This is a genomic window from Ensifer adhaerens, assembly GCF_028993555.1.
Lineage (GTDB): Bacteria > Pseudomonadota > Alphaproteobacteria > Rhizobiales > Rhizobiaceae > Ensifer > Ensifer adhaerens_I.
In genome coordinates, this window is sequence record NZ_CP118610.1 from 1275269 (window position 1) to 1297526 (window position 22258).

Sequence of the window (22258 nt, forward strand, 5' to 3'; positions counted from 1 at the left end):
TAAAAATAGTGCAGGAACAACATGTGCCTGAAAGATATGCATTTGCCAATTCCGGCTCTTTCGTCTCCGCTCCGGATCGGGACTATCGAACTCCGCAATCGCGTTGCGCTCGCCCCCATGTCCGGCGTTACCGACCTGCCGTTCCGGCGGCTTGCATGGCGTTATGGCGCAGGCTTCGTCGTGACCGAGATGGTTGCAAGCCGTGAGCTGGTCGGAAATGCCCAGGAATCCTGGGTGCGTCTCAAGAACTCGGGCATCAAGCCGCACATCGTCCAGTTGGCCGGCCGTGAGGCCCATTGGATGGCGGAGGCCGCCAAGATCGCTGCAGACAATGGCGCCGATATCATCGACATCAACATGGGTTGCCCGGCCAAGAAGGTGACGGGTGGCTACTCCGGCTCGGCGCTCATGCGCGATCCCGATCACGCCCTGTCGCTGGTGGAGGCGACGGTGAATGCCGTTGATGTGCCGGTGACATTGAAGATGCGGCTCGGCTGGGACGAAAACTCGATCAACGCGCCGCTGATTGCCAAGCGCGCTGAGGACGCCGGGGTAAAGGCGATCACCGTGCATGGCCGCACGCGCATGCAGTTTTACAACGGCAAGGCGGATTGGGATGCCATTCGCCGGGTCCGCGAGGTCATTACAGTCCCGCTGGTCGCCAATGGCGATGTGGAGACGATTGCTGACGCGGAAGAGATTCTTCGGCGGTCGGGCGCTGACGCCGTCATGGCCGGGCGGTCATCGCAGGGCCGACCTTGGCACATCGGCCTTCTCGCCGGCGCTGTCGAGCACCCGTCGCAGCCGGAAATCGCCGATATCTTTGCGGAGCACTACGAAATGATGCTCGAATTCTATGGCGTCGACGTCGCCGTGCGGCACGCGCGCAAACATGTCGCCTGGTACCTTGATCGCTTTGCTCCCGACATCGCAGGTACGGAAAAGGCGGCGATCCTGACATCGACCGATGCGCGGTTCGTCTGCGACAAGGCACGCGCCGTGATACTCGACGCGGCGCCGGCCAAGCTCGTTGGCGAGGCGGTCGCAGAAGGGATTGCCGCATGACCGAGAAACCGAGCATTCCCGATGCAGCCGCCAACAGTCTGTCGATGTCAGTTCTGAACGCCATTCAGAACCCCGTGATTTTGGTCGATGCCAATGGTTTGGTGGCGTTTGCCAACTGGGAAGCCGAATCGTTTTTCGGCGCCAGCGCCAACCATCTGGCGCGGCACAACATCAGCGCCTTCATCCCCTTCGGCAGTCCGCTGCTGACCCTGATCGAGCAGGTGCGCGAGCGCAAAGCGCCGGTGAATGAGTACCGCGTCGACCTGAGTTCGCCGCGTCTCGGCGCCGACAAGCTTGTTGATCTCTATGTCGCCCCGGTTCTTTCCGAGCCCGGTGCGGTCGTCGTCGTCTTTCAGGAGCGCTCGATGGCCGACAAGATCGACAGGCAACTGACCCATCGCGGCGCTGCCCGTTCGGTGACGGGGCTTGCCTCGATGCTGGCGCACGAAATCAAGAACCCGCTGTCGGGCATCCGCGGCGCAGCCCAACTGCTGGAAACCTCCGTCAATGACGAAGACAGGGCACTGACACGGCTGATCTGTGATGAGACCGACCGCATTGTCTCGCTGGTCGATCGCATGGAGGTGTTTTCCGACGAGCGCCCGGTGGATCGTGTGCCGCTAAACATCCATTCGGTGCTCGACCATGTGAAGGCGATCGCCAAGGCAGGCTTTGCTCGACACATCAAGTTCGCAGAGAACTACGATCCGTCCCTGCCGCCCGTTTATGCCAACCGCGACCAACTGGTTCAGGTGTTCCTGAACCTGATCAAGAATGCGGCCGAAGCGATCGGCGACCGCAGCGATGGCGAAATCGTGCTGACGACGGCCTATAGGCCGGGCATCCGCCTGTCGGTCGCCGGGACGCGCGAGAAAATCTCGTTGCCGCTGGAGTTCTGCGTGCACGACAATGGGCCGGGCGTCCCGTCCGACCTGCTGCCGCTGCTCTTCGATCCTTTCATCACCACAAAGACCAATGGTTCCGGCCTGGGGCTCGCGCTGGTCGCCAAGATCATCGGTGCCCACGGCGGCATCGTCGAATGCGACAGCCAGCAGAACCGCACGACTTTCCGTGTCCTGATGCCGGCCTCCAAAGGCCAGGCAGCGGATGAAGACGACATGCCGATGACAAAAGGAAACCTTGCATGACGGGTGCCACGATCCTCGTTGCGGATGACGATGCCGCCATTCGTACCGTGCTGAACCAGGCGCTGAGCCGCGCCGGCTACGATGTCCGCATCACCTCCAATGCAGCGACGCTGTGGCGCTGGATCGCAGCGGGCGACGGCGACCTCGTCGTGACCGATGTTGTCATGCCCGATGAGAATGCCTTCGATCTCCTGCCGCGCATCAAGAAGGCGCGCCCCGATCTGCCCGTGCTGGTCATGAGCGCCCAAAACACCTTCATGACGGCGATCAAGGCTTCGGAGAAGGGCGCCTACGACTATCTGCCCAAACCCTTCGACTTGACCGAATTGATCGGCATCATCGGTCGGGCGCTGTCGGAGCCCAAGCGCCGACCGGCCAAGCTCGACGACGACACCCAGGACGGTATGCCTTTGGTTGGCCGTTCGGCGGCGATGCAGGAAATCTACCGGGTGCTGGCGCGCCTGATGCAGACGGATCTGACCCTGATGATCACCGGCGAGTCCGGTACCGGCAAGGAACTCGTCGCCCGCGCGCTGCACGATTATGGCAAACGTCGCAACGGCCCGTTCGTCGCGATCAACATGGCGGCGATCCCGCGCGACCTGATCGAATCGGAGCTTTTCGGCCACGAGAAGGGCGCCTTCACTGGCGCCCAGGTGCGTTCGACCGGTCGTTTTGAGCAGGCCGAGGGCGGCACGCTGTTCCTCGATGAAATCGGCGACATGCCGATGGACGCTCAGACCCGTCTCCTGCGCGTGCTGCAACAGGGCGAGTACACGACCGTTGGCGGTCGTACGCCGATCCGTTCGGACGTGCGCATCGTGGCGGCGACCAACAAGGACCTGAAGCAATCGATCAATCAGGGCCTGTTCCGCGAAGACCTCTATTATCGCCTCAACGTCGTGCCGCTGCGTCTGCCCCCGCTGCGTGACCGCGCGGAGGATATTCCCGATCTGGTTCGCCACTTTGTCCAGCAGGCCGAAAAGGAAGGGCTGGACGTCAAGCGCTTCGATCATGAAGCGCTGGAACTGATGAAGGCTCATGCCTGGCCCGGCAATGTGCGCGAATTGGAAAACCTGGTGCGGCGCCTCACGGCACTTTATCCACAGGACGTGATCACGCGCGAGATCATCGAAAACGAGTTGCGTTCCGAGATACCGGACAGCCCGATTGAAAAGACCGCGGTGCGGCCCGGATCGCTCACCATTTCGCAGGCTGTCGAAGAAAACATGCGCCAGTATTTTGCAAGCTTCGGCGAAGCTTTGCCTCCGGCCGGCCTATATGATCGCGTGCTTGCCGAAATGGAGTATCCGTTGATCCTTGCGGCGCTTACCGCAACCCGTGGTAACCAGATCAAGGCGGCCGATTTGCTCGGCCTCAACCGTAACACGCTGCGCAAGAAAATCCGCGAACTCGGCGTTTCGGTCTATCGCAGCTCGCGCAGCGCTTGACTTGGTCACAGCCACCGTTGCATTTTCGCCACAATGCGTTGCTTGAACGTGTGACGATCGCCGAATCGCGTGTCGTCGCCGTCTCGTTCAATCGATTTGACCCAATTGATTGACTGGGGCCGCAACGCAGCAGCCCATTTGGGCGGTGAGGTCAACCTTTGACCAGAGAATGCTAGCAAGTGATGCCGTCGCCGTTAGGCGCCGGTTGGGGGAACGCTTTTGATGGTGGACGCAATGGCCTTGCCGCTGGGCACAGATGAGGGACTCGCGGCGCAGGACCGGCGCGCGTCCTTTGCCCTGCCGGGGCTGATGCTGGCAACCGGCGCCTTGATCTGCGCCACCGTATCGCTGCTCGTCCTTCTCGGATTGACGCCGATACGCCTCGAGAGAAATGTCGTCATCGCCTGCGCTGCGATCAACAGCCTGTTCGTCGTCGGCCTCATCTACCTGATCGCTCGCGAAATCCTGCGGCTGCTGCGCGCCCGTAGCAAAGGCCGCGCCGCTGCACGCCTGCACGTGCGCATCGTTGCCCTGTTTTCGATCGTGGCGATCACGCCTGCGGTTCTTGTGGCGATCTTTGCCAGCATCACACTCGACGTCGGCCTCGATCGGTGGTTTTCGCTGCGAACCCAGGCGATCGTCCGCTCCTCGATCAACGTCGCCCAGGCCTATGTGCTCGAGAATGCCAGCTATCTGCAGGGCCAGACCGTGTCGATGGCGAACGACCTCGAACGCAACCGCCAGCTCTACAGCCTTGACCGCACCGGTTTCACCGAACTGATGACCCGTCAGGCGCGTGGCCGCGGCATGCTTGGCGCCTTCCTGGTTCGTGCTGACGGCAGCGCTATTATTCAGGCCAACATTTCCACGGACCGTCCGCTGCCCTCCATTCCGCCGGACGCGCTGAAGAGCTCGGTATCCGGTCAGCCGACACTGATACCGCCGGGGGTCACCAACCTTGTCGGAGCGGTTATCCCGCTCGACGACATCCCGGGCACCTATCTCTACACGGTTCGCAATGTCGATCCGGAAGTGATGCGCTCGCTGCGGCTGATGGAAGAGAACACGGCCGAGTACAAGATGCTTGAGGCCGGTCGAACCTTCACGCAGATCGCCTTCGGTGTTCTCTATATCGGGTTTGCGCTCATCGTTCTCCTGGCCGCGATCTGGACCGCCATCGCCGTTGCCGACCGGATCGTCCGGCCAATTCGCCAGTTGATCGGCGCTGCCGATAGCGTCGCTTCCGGCAATCTCGATGTTGTCGTGCCGGTCCGCGCCGTCGACGGCGACGTTGGTAACCTGTCGCGCACCTTCAACAAGATGGTTTCGGAGATCCGCAGTCAGCAGGAGCAGATCCTGGAGGCAAAGGACGAAGTCGATCATCGTCGCCGCTTCATCGAGGCCGTGCTCTCCGGCGTGACGGCGGCGGTCATCGGTGTCGGGCGCGATCGACAGATCACCATTGCCAACTCGTTTTCCGAAGAGTTCCTGAAGAAGGCGGCCCCTGAGCTTCTCGGCGCGGACCTGCGCACGGTGGCGCCGGAGGTCGAAGAGGTTCTGGTGGAGGCCGAAAGCCGCCATCGCAACGACTACCGCAAGCAGATCAACATCATGCGCGGCGGAACCGAGCGGACGCTGAACGTTCAGGTGACGCGCGAAGAGGGTGGCGAAGCGAACGAATCATATGTCATCACCATCGATGACATTACCGATCTCGTTATCGCCCAGCGCTCGACTGCCTGGGCCGATGTGGCGCGCCGCATTGCGCACGAGATCAAGAACCCGCTGACGCCGATCCAGCTCTCTGCCGAGCGGCTGAAGCGCCGTTACGGCAAGCAGATCAACCAGGACGACAAGGCTATCTTCGACCAGTGCACCGATACGATCGTGCGCCAGGTGGAAGATATCGGCCGCATGGTGGACGAGTTCTCGGCCTTTGCTCGCATGCCGAAGCCGACCAAGGAGAAAGCGGATCTCCGCGCGATCCTGAAGGATGCGATGTTCCTGCGCGAGATGGGCAACAATCACATCGATTTCGTGCGGGACCTCGGCGAAGAGCCGCTCGAGGGCCTGTTCGACGGGCGCATGCTCGGTCAGGCCTTCGGCAACATCGTCAAGAACGCGGTCGAGTCGATCGAGGCGGTGCCGGCCGATGCGGTGCGTGGCCATCCGAGGATCGTCGCGCGCGCACGAACCGACGTGGCAACGGGTCGCTTCGTTGTCGATATCATCGACAACGGCAAGGGCCTGCCGACGGAGAACCGGCACCGGATTCTGGAGCCATACATGACGATGCGCGAGAAGGGCACGGGCCTGGGGCTCGCCATCGTGAAGAAGATCATCGAGGACCATGGCGGACAATTGGAATTGCACGACGCGCCGGCCGATTTCGACGGCGGTGTCGGGGCGATGATCCGCGTGGTTCTGCCGCCTGCCGGAGAAACCGGGGGCGAAGACAGTTTGAAGGATAAGGGTGCGAGCGATGGCCGCTGATATTCTGGTTGTGGACGATGAGGAAGATATCCGCGAGATCGTGTCGGGTATCCTCTCTGACGAAGGGCACGAAACCCGCACCGCCTTCGACAGCGACAGTGCGCTGGCGGCGATCAGCGATCGTGTGCCGCGCCTGGTCTTCCTCGATATCTGGATGCAGGGAAGCCGGCTCGACGGACTGGCGCTGCTCGACGAGATCAAGGGACGCTATCCGGACCTCCCGGTGGTCATGATTTCAGGTCACGGCAACATCGAGACCGCAGTCAACGCCATCAAGCGTGGCGCCTACGATTTCATCGAGAAGCCCTTCAAGGCCGACCGATTGATCCTGATCGCCGAGCGGGCGCTGGAAAATTCGAAGCTCAAGCGTGAAGTCTCGGAGCTGAAGAAGAAGTCCGGCGATCCCGTCGAATTGATCGGGACGTCGGTTGCCGTGTCGCAGCTTCGCCAGACGATCGAGAAGGTCGCGCCGACCAACAGCCGCATCATGATCCAGGGTCCGTCCGGATCGGGCAAGGAACTGGTCGCGCGGATGATCCACCGCAAGTCGACCCGCTCTGCCGGACCCTTCGTGGCGCTGAACGCTGCGGCGATCACGCCTGACCGCATGGAAATCGCGCTTTTCGGCACCGAAGGCACGCCGGGTCAGCCGCGTCGCACAGGCGCTCTTGAGGAGGCCCATGGTGGTATGCTCTACCTCGACGAGATCGGCGAAATGCCGCGCGAGACGCAGAACAAGATCCTGCGCGTTCTCGTCGACCAGCAGTTCGAGCGCGTCGGTGGCACCAAGCGCGTCAAGGTCGATGTTCGCATCATTTCGTCGACCGCCTACAATCTCGAAAACATGATCTCCGAGGGCCTGTTCCGCGAAGACCTGTTCCATCGTCTCGCCGTCATTCCGGTTCGTGTGCCGGCGCTCGCCGAGCGGCGCGAGGATATTCCTTTCCTGGTCGACATGTTCATGCGCCAGGTCAGCGAACAGGCGGGTATCCGTCCGCGCAAGATCGGCGACGACGCACTGGCCGTACTCCAGGCCCATGATTGGCCCGGCAACATCCGCCAGCTTCGCAACAACATCGAACGCCTGATGATCCTTGCCCGCAGCGACGGTCCGGATACGCCGATTTCCGCAGACATGCTGCCGACGGAGGTGGGCGATACGCTGCCGAAGATCTCGGCCCAGGGCGACCAGCACATCATGACGCTACCGCTGCGCGAGGCTCGCGAAATGTTCGAGCGCGATTATCTGATCGCGCAGATCAACCGATTCGGCGGCAATATTTCGCGCACCGCGGAATTTGTCGGCATGGAGCGGTCTGCGCTGCATCGCAAGCTGAAGTCGCTGGGCGTCTGAGCCACTACATAATGGCCCTCACGTCCGCGCTCCCAGGTGAAGGAACGAAATGAAGGTAGTCATTTGTGGCGCGGGGCAGGTCGGATACGGCATCGCCGAACGACTGGCACAGGAAGATAACGACGTATCGGTCATCGACACGTCGGCGGCGTTGATTGCCAACATCACCGAAAGTCTGGATGTGCGCGGCTATGTCGGGCACGGCGCGCATCCGGATGTTCTTGCCAAGGCCGGCGCCGATCAAGCCGACATGCTGATTGCCGTCACACTCTCCGACGAGGTCAATATCGTCGCCTGCGAAGTGGCACATGCCATCTTCAACGTGCCGACGAAGGTCGCGCGCATCCGGGCGCAAAGCTATCTCGCGCCCGAGTATTCGAACCTGTTTTCGCGCGAGAACGTGCCGATCGACGTCACCATTTCGCCCGAAGTCGAGGTTGGGCGGCTCGTTCTGCGCCGTATTTCCTTTCCCGGCGCGATCGACGTCGTGCGTTTCGCCGACGATCGCATCGCCATGGTCGCCTTCGAGTGCAAGGAAGATTGCCCGGTCGTCGGAACGCCGCTGCAACAACTGAGCGAACTGTTCCCCGATCTGCTTGCGACAGTCACCGGCATCTTCCGCAACGGCAAGGTCATGGTGCCGCATTCGGATGACCAGTTGCAGGCTGGCGATATCGCCTATGTTGTCTGTGACCGGGAACACGCCCGCCGAACCTTGGCACTCTTCGGTCACGAGGAGCAGGAAGCGCGACGCATCATCATCTTCGGCGGCGGCAATGTCGGCTATTTCGTTGCCAAGGCCATCGAGGATCATCAGCCGCGGACCCGGGTGAAGCTGATCGAAAGCGATCGCGACAGGGCAGTGGTGATGGCGGACAAGCTGAGCAGCACCGTTGTACTCAACGGTTCGGCGATGGATCAGCGGATTCTGGCGCAAGCCGATGTTCAGGACGCCGATCTCGTGGTGGCGCTAACCAACAATGATCAGATCAACATCCTCGGCAGCATGATGGCGAAGCGGCTGGGCGCCAAGTCGACGCTCGTGCTCATCAACGAGCCGTCCTATCAGGACTTTGCCGGCACGGCCGGCGTCGACGCCTATATCAACCCGCGCGCAGTCACGATCTCGCGCGTGTTGCAGCACGTGCGGAAAGGGCGCATCCGCTCCGTCTACGCGGTGCAGAAGGGCATGGCCGAGGTGATCGAGGCGGAAGCGCTTGAAACCTCGCCGCTGGTCGGCAAGGCCTTGCGCGACCTCGAGCTTCCCGACGGCATCCGTATCGGTGCACTCTATCGCGACAAGGCGTTCATCCGCCCGGACGGTAATACGAAGATCAAGGCAAAGGACCGCGTCGTGCTCTTTGCCACCGCAAATGCCGTGCGGCATGTCGAACAGCTTTTCCGCGTCAGCATCCAGTACTTCTAGGACCGAGATCCATGCCGAGAATTGCCTATGTCAACGGTGCCTACGTGTCGCATGCCGATGCCGGCGTCCATATCGAGGACCGCGGTTATCAATTTGCGGACGGTGTCTATGAAGTCTGCGAGGTGCGCCACGGCTACATCGTTGACCTCAGCCGGCATCTCGACCGCCTGGACCGCTCGCTTCGTGAGTTGCGCATCGGCTGGCCGATGAGCAGGGCCGCTCTGGTTCATGTGATCCGGGAGGTCATCCGGCGCAACCGTGTTCGAAATGGCCTGTTCTACATGCAGGTGACGCGCGGCGTGGCGCGGCGCGACCATGTATTTCCTGCCGCCGAGACCATGCCGACGATCGTTGTGACGGCGAAACGCACCGATGCCGACGCCATCGCCAAAAAGGCGACGCATGGGATCGCGGCAATCACCGTGCCGGAAAACCGATGGGACCGGGTGGACATCAAGTCGGTCGGGTTGCTCCCCAACGTGCTCGCTCGCCAGAAGGCGAAGGAGGAAGGCGCGCAGGAGGCAATTTTCGTCGATGCCGACGGCACGGTGAAGGAGGGCGCCGCGACCAACGTCTGGATCGTCGATCGCGACGGGACCCTGCGTACCCGTCCGGCGGAGCACGGAATTTTAAAGGGAATCACCCGCACCACGCTGATGGATGTGGCAGGCCCGCTTGGGATCAGGATCGAGGAAAGAGCGTTCTCGGTGGAGGAAATGCTCGCAGCGCGAGAAGTCTTCATCACCGCCGCCACCAGCATCTGCTTTCCCGTCGTTTCAGTGGACGGCAGGCCGATCGGCAATGGTCATCCGGGAAGCATAGCACAGAATATTCGTGAAGCCTTTTTCGGCGTTGCGGAAAAGACATTGATTTGATACCAAACTTAAAGAGGTGTCGGGGAAGGTACTTGTGGCGCCTCTGATTGCAGATATCGACAAAAATGCACCGGCGCGAAACGCCGGCAAATAAGAAAGAAGCGGCGCGATGGCGGAACGTTCTCAAAACTTGCAGGATCTCTTTCTCAACACGGTCCGCAAGCAAAAGATCTCATTGACAATTTTCCTTATCAACGGTGTCAAGCTCACCGGCGTCGTGACATCTTTTGATAATTTCTGCGTCCTGTTGCGTCGCGATGGCCACTCGCAACTGGTCTATAAGCACGCGATCTCGACCATCATGCCCGGCCAGCCGCTGCAGATGTTCGAGAACGAAGAAGCCGCATCCTGACGGGACGTTAGGCACATTACCAAGCGGGATTCAAAATCGTCGTCGATCATTCCGGAACTCGAAAAGCTCCGCGACGACATGCGCGCGGTCGTCATCGTTCCGGTCTTGAAAAAGGCCGGAAGACAGTCCGCAGATATTCTCTCGACCACGACCACTCGGTCCGACGAAAGTCGCCTAGAAGAGGCGACCGGTCTGGCAATGGCGATCGATCTGGACGTGGTGCATGGCGCCATCGTTCCGGTGTCGCAGCCGAAGCCGGGCACGCTGCTCGGCAGCGGCAAGATCGAGGAAATCGGTCATATCCTCGTGGAGCTTGATGCCGGCCTGGTGATCGTCGATCACCCGTTGACGCCGGTGCAGCAGCGCAATCTCGAGAAGGAATGGAACGCCAAGGTCATCGACCGAACGGGCCTCATCCTGGAGATTTTCGGCCGTCGTGCCTCCACCAAGGAAGGCACGCTGCAGGTCGATCTTGCGCATCTCAACTACCAGAAAGGCCGCCTGGTTCGAAGCTGGACCCACCTTGAGCGCCAGCGCGGTGGTGGCGGCTTCATGGGTGGTCCGGGTGAAACCCAGATCGAAGCGGACCGGCGCTTGCTGCAGGACCGCATCGTCAAGCTCGAGCGCGAATTGGAGCAGGTCCGCCGGACCCGGCAGTTGCACCGTTCCAAGCGCAAGAAGGTACCGCATCCGATCGTCGCGCTCGTTGGCTATACCAACGCCGGCAAGTCCACGCTTTTCAATCGCATGACCGGGGCGGGCGTTCTCGCCGAGGACATGCTGTTTGCCACGCTCGATCCGACCCTTCGGCGCCTGAAGCTGCCGCATGGCCGCATGGTGATCCTCTCCGACACCGTCGGCTTCATTTCCGATCTGCCGACGCACTTGGTCGCCGCGTTCCGGGCAACGCTTGAAGAGGTTTTGGAAGCGGACCTGATCCTGCATGTGCGCGATCTCTCCGACCCGGACAACCAGGCGCAGGCAAGTGATGTGCTTCGCATTCTCGCCGATCTCGGCATCGATGAGAAGGAAGCCTCCGAACGGCTGATCGAGGTCTGGAACAAGATCGACCGTCTCGACCCCGAATCGCGTCAGGCGCTGCAGAGCAAGGCCGCGACGTCGGACAATACGGTCGCTGTCTCGGCGATCACGGGTGAGGGCGTCGACGAATTGCTCGCCGAAATCGGCCGACGCCTGTCGGGCGTTCTGACCGAATGCACCGTGGTTCTCGGTATCGACCAGTTGCAGCTTCTGCCCTGGATCTACCAGCATGCGATCGTCGATGGCCGCGAGGATCTGGAGGACGGGCGTGTGAGCCTCGATCTCCGGCTGACCGAAAACGAGGCCTCCGATCTCGAGCGTCGTCTTGGAAACGGACCGAAGCCCGCCGAGGAAGACTGGTAGGCTTTGGAGCTTGCCTCCGAGAGGCTGTCTGAAATCCTCGAAGAACGAGAGGGGCGTCGTTGAAGCGCCCCTCGTTTGTTTCAGCCCAACTGCCGCTCGATCGCCTTGGCTGCCTGCCAAAGCTCTTCCATCCGCTCCAGCGTCGCTCCATCCAGCGTCTCTCCGCCGGCCTCCAGCTCTCGTTCGATGTGAGCGAAACGGCGGCGGAACTTGGTGTTGGTGCCACGAAGGGCCATTTCGGGGTCAGTCCCGACGTGACGGCCGATGTTCACCACCGCAAAGATCAGGTCGCCCAGTTCGTCGCTGACTTTGGCGCGGTCCTTTTCGCGCAGCGCCTGGCGCAGTTCGCCGATCTCCTCCTCGATCTTATCGAGGATCGGTTCCGGCTCCGACCAGTCGAATCCGACCTTGGCAGCCCTTTCCTGCAGCTTCAGCGCCTCGATCAGTGCCGGAAACGAGCGCTGGACCGAGCCGAGATGGCTGGCGGCGGCGTCCGGAGCAAGGCCGCGCCTGGTGCGCTTTTCCTGTCGCTCGGCCTTTTCGGCCTGCTTGATCTCGTCCCACTGCAGCTTGACCGCCTCAGGTGTGTCGGCGTCGGAACGCGCAAAGACGTGCGGATGCCGGCGGACCATCTTGCGGGTCACCGCTTCGACGACGTCGCCGAAGGCGAAGTCGCCGGCTTCTTCCGCCATGCGGGCATGGAACACCACCTGCAGAAGCAGGTCTCCGAGTTCGTCGCAGAGGTCGTGCATGTCGCCGCGCTCGATGGCGTCGGCAACCTCGTAGGCCTCCTCGATCGTATAGGGCTTGATCGTCTCGAACGTCTGGACGATGTCCCAGGGACAGCCGGTCTCGGGTTGGCGAAGTGCCGCCATGATGTCGAGCAGGCGCTGGATGTCGCGTGAAGGTTCCATGGATCTCAGTTCAGTGGAATGGCGTTGTCATCCTTGCCCGACTGATAGTTGTCGGAAAGGCTCTGGTAGCGTGCGCGGATGCGGGCGTCCTGGGCGGAAAGCCGTGCGCGGGTCTCGGGATCGGCATCCTTCGAAAGCGCGGCGATCGAGGCCGAATGCCAGAAGGCGTTGTCCTTGGCATAGCCGCCCGGCTCCAGCCGGAAGACTTCTTTCAGGATCTTCAGGTCGTGCGGGATCGCGAAGCTGTCGCGGGAATCTTCGTGGCTGAAGAAGTAATAGAAATTGTCGAAGCCGGCCCAGGTGATCGCCGAAAGGCACATGGAGCAGGGCTCGTGTGTCGACAGGAAAACGAGGTCGCGCGTGTCGGGCTTTTCCGCCATCTCGTAGAAACGCTTTAGCGTGTGGACTTCGCCGTGCCAGAGCGGATTTTCCGTCTCGTTGTTGGTCTCCGCCAGCACCAGTGACAGATCGGACTTGCGCAGGATCGCGGCGCCGAACACCTTGTTTCCGGCGGCGACACCCTTTTCCGTGAGAGGCAGGATATCCTGCTCGATGACCGTCAAGAGCCGTTCGGCGAGTTCGGTTTGCGTCATGTCGTTGGTCTCCGGCAGGTCGGTGACCGCATTTAACGGAGGTTGCCCCCGCTGCGCAATGGCTGCGGAAGGGCAAGCGTTTTCGTGACCTCGGAGATATTTGCTCAAAATGGTGCACCGCCGAGCAAAACAATACGTGCCCGGAAAGGCATTGAAATTTCTGTTCCTTCAAAAGTAGTGCCCTATGCTGGATATTCGGCGCAGCCTGTAGAAGGAACCGTTTGCTAGACCATGACGCAGCAGCTCGCCGTTTTCCCCGCATTCTTTCGCGTCGCGCAGAAGCGCGTGACGGTTTTCGGCAATGGCGACGAGGCCTTTGCCAAGGTGCGGCTTCTGCGGAATACCGAAGCATCGATCGTCGTCTACGCCGATGACCCGGAAACGGAATTTGCGCGGTATCTTGGTGAGTGCGGCATCGAACATGTCGCTGCAGCCTTCGCTCCCGAGCAGCTTGAGGGCGCCATTCTCGTATTTGCCGCGACCGGTGATGCTGCCAGCGACCAGCGAATCGTTACTGCAGCGCGTGAACGCAAGATCCCGGCAAATGCTGTCGATCAGCCCGACTTCTGCGATTTCTTCACGCCGGCGCTTGTCAATCGCGCGCCCGTTGCGGTCGCTATCGGTACCGAAGGCGCGGGGCCGGTGTTGGCCCAGATGATCCGCGCCCAGATCGATCAACTTCTTTCGCCCTCCCTCGGAGTTGTCGCCTCGCTTGCTGCAAGCTATCGCGAGGCCGTTGATCGGTTGGTACCGCGTGGCGTCGCCCGTCGCGTTTTCTGGCGCCGGTTCTTCCAGGGACCGGTTGCTGACAAGGTTGCCGGCGGCGATCTGGCTGCGGCTCGTCGGGAGGCTTCACGCCTGCTCGATGCGCCCGAGAAGGCCACTGGCCACGTCTGGCTGGTTGGTGCCGGTCCGGGCGCGGAAGATCTGCTGACCCTTCGCGCCCAGCGCGTGATGATGGAAGCCGATGCGATCGTCTATGATGCGCTCGTGCCGCAGGCGATCGTCGACATGGGTCGCCGCGATGCCGAGCGCCTTTCCGTCGGCAAGCGCAAGGGCTGCCACACGAAGTCTCAAGGTGAGATCAACCATTTGCTCGTGAAGCTTGCTGCCGAAGGCAAGCGCGTGGTGCGGCTGAAGTCCGGTGATCCCCTGGTCTACGGCCGCGCTGGTGAAGAGATGGCAGCACTTCGCGAAGCTGGTATCAGCTATGAGATTGTCCCCGGCATCACGTCCGCCTTTGCTGCCGCCGCCGATTTCGAGTTGCCGCTGACGCTGCGCGGCGTTGCATCCTCGCTGGTCTTCACGACGGGCCACGACCTGACCGGAGAGGTGCTGCCCGATTGGGCGCGGCTTGCCGTCTCCGGCGCCACGATCGCGGTCTACATGGGCCGCACCGTTGCCGCGTCGGTCGCGGGTCGTCTGATGCAGGCGGGGCTTCCGGCGGAAACGACAGTCGCCGTCATTGAGAATGCCAGCCGTGCGGACCGTCGCCTGCTGCACGGCATCTTGAAGGATCTGCCGGACCTGGAAGATCGGACTGAGCTCTCCGGCCCGGTCATGGTGATCATTGGCGATGCCGTTGCCGGTGCCAACTTCGAGCGCTCCGAGCCGCTCGTGATCGGCAAGAAGCGTCGCGCCGACAAAGCGAATGACGTCGCGGCAGCACGCAACGAACAGATTTTGAACTGAGGAAGAGGTCATGGTGAGCAAGGTTTTGACGGCAAATCGACTTTCGGACGGCATTTCCGTCTGGCTGGATGCCGCCGGCAATTGGGTCGAATCGCTTCAGGATGCCTTTATCGCCCGCCATGCGGAGGCTGTGACGGCGCTCGAAGCGACCGGCAAACAGGCGTTCGAGGACAACAAGGTCGTCGACGCCAATGTCGTTGATGTCGAAGAGATCAACGGTACGCTTCGCCCGCTGCGCATGCGCGAGCGCATCCGCGCCGAGGGCCCGTCGATCCCCTATGCTGCCGGCTACAATGGCCTGTCCGGCCCGAAACACGCTGCCTGAGGAACCGATACCCGATGTACCGTTACGATGAATTCGACCACGCCTTCGTTTCCTCCCGCGTTGAACAGTTCCGCGACCAGGTCGAGCGCCGCCTAAGCGGCGAGCTTGCCGAAGACGCCTTCAAGCCGCTTCGCCTGATGAACGGCGTCTACCTGCAGCTTCACGCCTACATGCTGCGCGTCGCCATTCCCTATGGCACGCTGTCGAGCCGCCAGATGCGCATGCTCGCCCATATCGCGCGCAAGTATGACCGGGGCTACGGCCACTTCACCACGCGCCAGAACATCCAGTACAACTGGCCGCGGTTGTCTGACACGCCGGATATCCTGCAGGAGCTGGCAAGCGTCGAGATGCATGCGCTCCAGACCTCAGGCAATTGCATTCGCAACGTGACCGCCGATCACTTCGCCGGTGCTGCCGCCGATGAGGTCGCTGATCCAAGGCCTTACGCTGAAATCCTGAGACAGTGGTCGAGCGTGCATCCGGAATTCTCGTTCCTGCCGCGCAAGTTCAAGATTGCCGTCACCGGCGCTGAGCGCGACCGCGCTGCGATCCAGGTTCACGATATCGGCTTGCACTTGAAGAAGGACGAGAGCGGCCGCATCGGTTTTGCCGTCTATGTTGGCGGTGGTCAGGGGCGTACCCCGATGATCGCCAAGAAGATCCGTGACTTCCTGCCGGAAGAGGATTTGCTGTCCTACACCACGGCGATCATGCGCGTGTACAACCTGCATGGCCGCCGCGACAACAAGTACAAGGCGCGCATCAAGATCCTGGTGCACGAAACCGGCGCAGAAGAGCTTTCGCGCCAGGTCGAGGTGGAATTCGCGGCGCTGAAGGACACGGAGCTGAAGCTGCCGGAAACCGACATCCAGGCGATCTCAACCTACTTCGCGCCGCCGGCGCTCGAAAACCGCGCCGAAGGCTGGGAGAGCCTCGCACGCTGGAAAAAGACCGATCCCGAATTTGCCCGCTGGGTGCAGCAGAACGTGCAACCGCACAAGCATCCGGACTACGGCATGGTGACGATCTCGCTGAAGCCGATCGGCGGCATCCCGGGCGATGCCAGCGACGCGCAAATGGATGCCGTTGCCGATATCGCCGAGGAATACGCCTTCGACGAAATCCGCGTCAGCCATGAGCAGAACCTCATTCTGCCGCATGTGGCCCTGGCTGATCTGGAGCCGGTCTATCGCGCGCTGGTCGCCTCGGGCCTTGCGACCGCCAATGCCGGCCTGATCACCGACATCATCGCCTGTCCCGGGCTCGACTACTGCGCGCTTGCCAATGCGCGCTCCATTCCGGTCGCGCAGGAAATTTCGACCCGTTTCGGCTCGCCCGAGCGCCAGGCCGAGATCGGCGAGTTGAAGATCAAGATCTCTGGCTGCATCAATGCCTGCGGTCACCACCATGTCGGCCATATCGGCCTCCTCGGTGTGGAGAAGAAGGGTGCTGAACTCTATCAGATCACACTCGGCGGCTCCGGCGACGAGAACACCTCGATCGGCGAGATCATCGGCCGCGGCTTCGAGCCGGAGAAGGTGACCGACGCTGTCGAGACCATCGTCGACACCTATCTGGGACTGCGCCGCGACAGGCAAGAGACCTTTCTCGAAGCCTATCGTCGCGTCGGCCCGCAACCCTTCAAGGATGCGCTCTATGGCAGCGCGCAGGAAGCTGCCTGAGGCGCAAGGAACGGACATGACGAAAATCTGGAAGGAAACCGGCTTCGTGGGCGATGATCCCTGGGTCATCGAGACCGAGGAAACGAAGGCCGGCTCGAACGAAAAGGCGATTGTTGGCCTCGACGCGTTCCTCGCCAAGGTCGCAGAGAGCGACGAGACCGGCTTGGGCGTCGTCATCGCCCCGGCGGATGACGTGACGAAGCTCGCGCCGCATCTCGATCGCCTCGCTCTGGTGGCGGTGGCATTCCCGGCGTTTAACGACGGTCGTGCCTTCAGTCATGCGTCGCTGCTTCGCTCGCGTCTTGGCTTCGGCGGCGAGGTGAGGGCGGTCGGCGACGTGCTGATCGACCAAATCCCGCTGATGCTGCGCTGTGGCGTCGACAGCTTCGCTGTCAGCAATGCGACAGCCCTGAAGCGCTTGTCAGAAGCGCGCCTGCCGGGTATTGCCGTGCACTACCAGCCGACGGCAAAGCCCGCGACCGACGCTAAATCCTATAGCTGGCGGCGGGTGTCGTAGGGCAGCGGCGGCCGCGACAGTGTGAAGCACGCCGAAATCCCCGAAAGCGACTATATTTGGAAGGGATTTCCTTCCCATTGCGTGCGGCTTGGAATATCCGATCATTGTTGATAAACAGGGTCATCATTACAGGACTTTAGCCAGATGAATGCTCCGGCAAAAACGGAAGATTTCGCGATCCAGGCACCGGCAGGCGTATACGTCGAGACGGTGACGAGCGTCGAGCACTATACGGATCGGCTCTTCCGCTTCCGCATGACCCGCCCTGCTGAATTCCGCTTCCGCTCGGGCGAATTCGCGATGATCGGCCTGATGGTTGGCGACAAGCCGGTCTATCGCGCCTATTCGATCGCCAGCCCCGCCTGGGACGAGGAACTCGAGTTCTTCTCGATCAAGGTGCCGGATGGCCCGCTGACCTCGCATCTCCAGGCGATCAAGCCGGGCGACAAGGTGCTGATGCGCAAGAAGCCGACGGGCACCCTGGTGCTCGATGCGCTCGTTCCGGGACGCCGTCTCTACATGTTCTCGACCGGCACCGGCATCGCACCCTTTGCCAGCCTGATCCGCGATCCCGAAACCTATGAGAAGTTCGAGGAAGTGATCCTCACCCACACCTGCCGCGACGTTGCCGAGCTGAAATACGGCTTCGATCTCGTCGAGGAGATCCGCAATCACGAATTCCTGAACGAGATCGTCGGTAACAAGCTGCGCCACTACGCGACGGTGACCCGTGAGGACTATCCGTTCAAGGGCCGCGTCACTGACCTGATGGTCAACGGCAAGTTCTTCTCCGATCTTGGCCTGCCGCCGCTCGATCCGGCAATCGACCGCGGCATGATCTGCGGTTCGACGGCGATGCTGAAGGACACCAAGGAAATCCTCGAGGCCGCCGGCCTGACCGAGGGCGCCAACAACAAGCCCGCCGAATTCGTCATCGAGCGCGCCTTCGTCGGCTGATCTTTTTTTAGGCAGTTTTGCTGTTCAAAGGGCGCGCCTTGGGTGCGCCCTTCGTCGTTTGCAGCGGGACGTGGCAGAGCCATGCGTTTCCGGTAGGCCCGCTTTGACCATTCTGCGTACCGCGCCGGGTTTACAGGGGCTATCGTGCCCCGGCAAATCTTCATAACGTGCGCGCGCAGCCATGCGAAAATAAGCGCACGACGAACCAGCCCGCGCCGTCCTGATGTGAGCCCCGCGGGCTCTGCAGGGAGTGCCCGATGAGCTGTAAAAACCAGACACTTGAAGCCCGGATACGTTGCAAACCGCTGCGCGGTCGCATCGTCACGCCTGAAGACGCGGCCGCGCTGATCAAGGACGGCATGACCATCGGCATGAGCGGCTTTACCAAGGCAGGTGATGCCAAGGCGGTGCCGCTCGCCATGGCCGAGCGTGCCGCGCGCGAGAAGTTTCGCATCACGCTGATGACCGGCGCTTCGCTCGGCCACGATATCGACAAGACGCTGACGGAAGCCGGCGTCCTTGCCCGCCGCCTGCCGTTCCAGTCGGATCCGGTTTTGAGGACCGCGATCAATCGCGGTGAGGTGATGTTCATCGACCAGCACCTCTCGGAAACGGTCGAGCAGTTGCGCTCCGGCCAGATCAGCCCGATCGACTATGCCGTGGTCGAAGCAGTGGCGATCACCGAGGACGGCGGCATCGTGCCGTCGACGTCGGTCGGCAATTCGGCGAGCTTCGCGATCCTGGCGAAGAAGGTGATCGTCGAGCTCAATCTCAGCCATAGCCCCGAGCTTGAAGGCCTGCACGACATCTATATTCCGGCGAAGCGCCCGAGCCGCACGCCGATCCCGGTCGTTGCCTGCGACAGCCGGGCGGGCTCACCCTATATCCCTGTCGATCCCGAGAAGATTGTCGCGATCGTCGTCACCGAGAAAGAGGATAGCGCCGCGCGCATCTCTCCGCCGGACGCGGAGACGACGTCGATTGCCGGCCATCTGATCGGTTTCCTGCAGGAGGAGGTGCGCAAGGGTCGCCTCGACATGACGCTCAATCCGCTGCAGGCCGGCATCGGCGTGATCGCCAATTCGGTGCTGAGCGGCCTCGTCGACAGTCCCTTCCATGATCTGCGCATGTACAGCGAAGTGCTCCAGGACAGCACCTTCGAACTCTTCGAGGCGGGCAAGCTGAGCTTTGCATCTGCATCCTCAATGACGCTCAGCAGCGCCTGGGCTGACCGGGTGTTCCGCAACATCGGCGCCTACAAGGACAAGCTGGTCTTAAGGCCACAGGAGGTGAGCAACCATCCGGAGATCATTCGCCGCCTGGGTGTCATCGGCATCAATACGGCGCTCGAATTCGATATTTACGGCAACGTCAACTCGACCCATGTTGGCGGCACCGACATGATGAACGGCATCGGCGGCTCAGGTGATTTCGCCCGCAATGCCTTCCTGTCGATCTTCGTCGCCAAGTCGGTCGCCAAGGGCGGAGCCATCTCGTCAGTCGTGCCGATGGTGTCCCATGTCGACCACACGGAACACGACGTCGATATCCTTGTGACCGAGCACGGACTCGCCGATCTGCGCGGGCTGGCGCCGCGGGAGCGTGCGCCTGTCATCATCCGCGATTGTTGCCACCCGGCCTACCGCGAATTGCTCTCCGATTACTTCGAACGCGCGGTCGCGACCCGCGGTGGCCAGACGCCTCATATCCTTGAAGAGGCATTTGATTGGCATGTGCGACGCCTGAAGACCGGAAGCATGATGCCAACTGCGTAAACTGAAGATCTGAGGCGAGGAAATCATTGCGAAAGCAGATGTTTGCGATGATTTCCTTGAGTTCCTTCCTGTATCCTCAGGCGTCTGACAGATAGTTCATCAAGTCCGTCATGGCTACGGATGCCGCATTAGCGTCGGCTCTCTCGATCGCATCGATCACGATGACATGGCGTCGGACGGATCCCACCATCTTGTCGGGGGAGGATGACGCAAACCAGATCCGGCGCGCATGCGTCTGCAAGGGAGCCAGTGCGGCGGTCAGGAAGCGGTTGGGACAGGCCTCCTCCATCAGTTCGTCGAAGACCTTGTCGGCCACGAGGAACCCCTCCATATCGCCGGCGTCCAGGCGCGCGGCCATTTCCGCGCCGCAGGCCTTCATCGCACGTCTGTCATCCGCGCTCGCGTGTGTCGCCACCAGAGCGGCCGCAAGCGGCTCCAACTTCTCGCGCGCCTGCATGACATGGACCTGGTCGTCAGGACGGATCGTGGTGATCTGCAGGCCGACCCGTGGTCGCACATCCATCAGGCCTTGCCAGGCAAGCTTCTGAATCGCCTCGCGAACCGGCGTCCGGCCAAGCCCAGCGAGCTCGATCAACTGCCTCTCGGTGACCAGCGCGCCGGGCGCGAGCTTCAGTGTAACGATGAGGCGTTCCAGCGCGAGGTAGGCGAGGTGAGCATGGGATTGCAGTGACATGCCGTTCCTTTGCTTCTGATATATCAGGAGCTTGCACAATTTTCGGGAAGGAGGCAAGCAAGGCGATCGTCGTATCTCCGTATCGCCTTTCAAGCTGATGCGAGCCTTGAGAAATACAAATAAGCGAGCGCTCAAAAATCACAAATTTCAAAGGCATGAATAAAGGAAGCTCATGAGCCGTTTGGCAGGGGATTGATGTTGACGAATGGTAAGGGGCTTGTCAGTCTTCCTCCTGACGACAACCGTCTGACGTCGGCGTTGAGGGGCGCAAGATGCAAGTGGGCGCGTTTCTGGTCTGGTCGCTGATGGTGCTCGCAGGGCTGCTGGCGGTGCCGGCGGTCAGCCACACCAATGCCTTGACGACATTTTCGCTGATGGCCTCGTCCGCTGCCTTCGTCGGCATGGGGATCGCCCAGTTTATGGCCGCGCGCCCGCCGTTCGTCGAAGCCTTGTTCGGTGGGCTCGATCGGGTCTATCACTTCCACCGGAAGATCGGCATCTCCGTGTTGATCCTTATTCTGGTCCATTATTTCCTGAAGCCGGACTTCAAGGGGCGGGCACTGACGAGCGGGCTCAACCAGTTGGCCGCTTCCGCCGGAAAATATGCTTTCTACAGTTTCGTCGTCTTGCTCGTTCTCAGCATCGTCAAGGTCATCCCGAGAACGAAGATCGAGATTCCCTACCATCTCTGGCGCTACACGCACCGCCTGATGGGCTTGCTCTTCGTTCTCGTCGCCTTCCATCAGATGTTCATCAAGCGTCCCTATGACGGCACGGCACTGCTGGCGGTCTATCTCAACATCTTCGCCGCGCTTGGCATTCTGAGTTACGCCTACACACAGCTTCTACCTTGGCTCAGAACACGCGGATACGAAGTTTTCGAAGTGGCGAAGCAGGAAGGCGCGACGGTCATAGCGGCGCGGCCATTGGGGCGTCGCCTCCGCGCGAAGCCAGGGCAGTTCGGCTTCCTGCGGGTGATGAAGCCGGGCCTTCGAGAACCGCATCCGTTTACGATCGCCGGCATCGAAGCGGACGGCATCGTGCACTTCGCGATCAAGCCGCTCGGCGACTACACGCAGGCGCTCCGCGACACGATCGCAGTTGGAGACCAGCTGAAGCTCGAAGGCGGCTATGGTCGCTTCAACCATCGTCGCGGCAGCAAGAAGCAGATCTGGCTCGCCGGCGGCATAGGCGTCACGCCGTTTCTGGCAATGGCCAGGCACCTGAATGGCGATGAAGGCCAAGAGATTCACATGGTTTACTGCGTGCGCGACAGGCGCGAAGCGATCGGCCTGGAGACCTTCGAGGCGCAAGCCGAGAAACTCGGAAACTTCAGCTTCGTCCTGCACGACTCTTCTACGGATGGACGCCTGGACGCGGCCAAGCTGGCGGCCGGAAGCGCGATCGACCCGGCGGACGCCGACCTGTGGTTCTGTGGTCCGCCGCCGCTAAGGGAGGCAATCATCAAGGGTTTGAAGGAACTCGGCAAGAGACCGAGGCGGGTCGAGTTCGAGCAGTTTCAGTTTCGATAGCAGCAG

Annotated in this window: 19 protein-coding genes; 16 read left to right on the plus strand and 3 right to left on the minus strand. The window is 61.4% G+C overall.

The window, feature by feature from the left end:
• The first annotated feature begins 21 nt into the window (after nucleotides 1–21).
• The 9 genes from dusB (at nucleotide 22) to hflX (ending at nucleotide 11568) form a co-directional block, all read left to right on the plus strand.
• Complete coding sequence (gene dusB / locus PWG15_RS06240) at nucleotides 22–1065, plus strand: tRNA dihydrouridine synthase DusB (RefSeq protein WP_275023577.1); 1044 nt, start codon at nucleotides 22–24, stop codon at nucleotides 1063–1065.
• Nucleotides 1062–2213: a two-component system sensor histidine kinase NtrB gene (locus tag PWG15_RS06245; protein WP_275023578.1), complete on the plus strand. Its 1152-nt coding sequence runs from the start codon at nucleotides 1062–1064 to the stop codon at nucleotides 2211–2213. The genes dusB and PWG15_RS06245 overlap by 4 nt, the downstream gene beginning before the upstream one ends.
• The gene (gene ntrC, locus PWG15_RS06250; RefSeq protein WP_275023579.1) at nucleotides 2210–3664 is read left to right on the plus strand and encodes a nitrogen regulation protein NR(I); all 1455 of its coding nucleotides are present in this window, start codon (nucleotides 2210–2212) and stop codon (nucleotides 3662–3664) included. The genes PWG15_RS06245 and ntrC overlap by 4 nt, the downstream gene beginning before the upstream one ends.
• Before the next feature lie 222 nt (nucleotides 3665–3886).
• On the plus strand, nucleotides 3887–6157 hold the full coding sequence (locus PWG15_RS06255) for a sensor histidine kinase NtrY-like (RefSeq protein ID WP_275023580.1): 2271 nt from the start codon (nucleotides 3887–3889) through the stop codon (nucleotides 6155–6157).
• Nucleotides 6147–7511, plus strand: a complete 1365-nt coding sequence (ntrX, locus tag PWG15_RS06260) for a two-component system response regulator NtrX (protein ID WP_275023581.1) — start codon at nucleotides 6147–6149, stop codon at nucleotides 7509–7511. The genes PWG15_RS06255 and ntrX overlap by 11 nt, the downstream gene beginning before the upstream one ends.
• Before the next feature lie 49 nt (nucleotides 7512–7560).
• Nucleotides 7561–8937, plus strand: a complete 1377-nt coding sequence (gene trkA, locus PWG15_RS06265) for a Trk system potassium transporter TrkA (RefSeq protein WP_275023582.1) — start codon at nucleotides 7561–7563, stop codon at nucleotides 8935–8937.
• A gap of 11 nt (nucleotides 8938–8948) precedes the next feature.
• Complete coding sequence (locus PWG15_RS06270) at nucleotides 8949–9812, plus strand: D-amino-acid transaminase (protein WP_275023583.1); 864 nt, start codon at nucleotides 8949–8951, stop codon at nucleotides 9810–9812.
• Nucleotides 9813–9921: 109 nt separating this feature from the next.
• Nucleotides 9922–10164 carry an RNA chaperone Hfq gene (gene hfq / locus PWG15_RS06275; protein WP_003535434.1) on the plus strand — a complete coding sequence of 81 codons (243 nt, stop codon included), beginning with the start codon at nucleotides 9922–9924 and terminating at the stop codon, nucleotides 10162–10164.
• Nucleotides 10165–10242: 78 nt separating this feature from the next.
• Nucleotides 10243–11568, plus strand: coding sequence for a GTPase HflX (gene hflX / locus PWG15_RS06280; RefSeq protein WP_275023584.1), 1326 nt, complete (start codon nucleotides 10243–10245; stop codon nucleotides 11566–11568).
• Between the two features lie 80 nt (nucleotides 11569–11648).
• Here hflX and mazG read toward each other — a convergent pair whose 3' ends face one another.
• Nucleotides 11649–12482 carry a nucleoside triphosphate pyrophosphohydrolase gene (gene mazG / locus PWG15_RS06285; RefSeq protein ID WP_275023585.1) on the minus strand — a complete coding sequence of 278 codons (834 nt, stop codon included), beginning with the start codon at nucleotides 12480–12482 and terminating at the stop codon, nucleotides 11649–11651.
• A 5-nt stretch (nucleotides 12483–12487) separates the two neighbouring features.
• Entirely contained in the window at nucleotides 12488–13075 is a 588-nt protein-coding gene (locus PWG15_RS06290; RefSeq protein WP_275023586.1) for a deaminase, read from the minus strand.
• 231 nt (nucleotides 13076–13306) lie between these two features.
• Between PWG15_RS06290 and cysG the strand changes: the two genes are divergently transcribed.
• The 6 genes from cysG (at nucleotide 13307) to PWG15_RS06320 (ending at nucleotide 20026) form a co-directional block, all read left to right on the plus strand.
• Nucleotides 13307–14767, plus strand: coding sequence for a siroheme synthase CysG (cysG, locus tag PWG15_RS06295; RefSeq protein WP_275023587.1), 1461 nt, complete (start codon nucleotides 13307–13309; stop codon nucleotides 14765–14767).
• A gap of 10 nt (nucleotides 14768–14777) precedes the next feature.
• Complete coding sequence (locus PWG15_RS06300; protein ID WP_275023588.1) at nucleotides 14778–15092, plus strand: DUF2849 domain-containing protein; 315 nt, start codon at nucleotides 14778–14780, stop codon at nucleotides 15090–15092.
• A 14-nt stretch (nucleotides 15093–15106) separates the two neighbouring features.
• Entirely contained in the window at nucleotides 15107–16777 is a 1671-nt protein-coding gene (locus PWG15_RS06305; protein ID WP_275023589.1) for a nitrite/sulfite reductase, read from the plus strand.
• A gap of 16 nt (nucleotides 16778–16793) precedes the next feature.
• Nucleotides 16794–17294, plus strand: a complete 501-nt coding sequence (locus PWG15_RS06310) for a DUF934 domain-containing protein (protein ID WP_275023590.1) — start codon at nucleotides 16794–16796, stop codon at nucleotides 17292–17294.
• A 144-nt stretch (nucleotides 17295–17438) separates the two neighbouring features.
• Entirely contained in the window at nucleotides 17439–18251 is an 813-nt protein-coding gene (locus PWG15_RS06315; RefSeq protein WP_275023591.1) for a ferredoxin--NADP reductase, read from the plus strand.
• A gap of 257 nt (nucleotides 18252–18508) precedes the next feature.
• Complete coding sequence (locus PWG15_RS06320; protein ID WP_275023592.1) at nucleotides 18509–20026, plus strand: succinyl-CoA:acetate CoA-transferase ScpC; 1518 nt, start codon at nucleotides 18509–18511, stop codon at nucleotides 20024–20026.
• A gap of 76 nt (nucleotides 20027–20102) precedes the next feature.
• On the opposite strand, the gene PWG15_RS06325 is transcribed toward PWG15_RS06320, so the two are convergent.
• Complete coding sequence (locus PWG15_RS06325) at nucleotides 20103–20720, minus strand: GntR family transcriptional regulator (RefSeq protein WP_275023593.1); 618 nt, start codon at nucleotides 20718–20720, stop codon at nucleotides 20103–20105.
• A gap of 272 nt (nucleotides 20721–20992) precedes the next feature.
• Between PWG15_RS06325 and PWG15_RS06330 the strand changes: the two genes are divergently transcribed.
• The gene (locus PWG15_RS06330; protein ID WP_275023594.1) at nucleotides 20993–22252 is read left to right on the plus strand and encodes a ferredoxin reductase family protein; all 1260 of its coding nucleotides are present in this window, start codon (nucleotides 20993–20995) and stop codon (nucleotides 22250–22252) included.
• The last annotated feature ends 6 nt before the right edge of the window (nucleotides 22253–22258 follow it).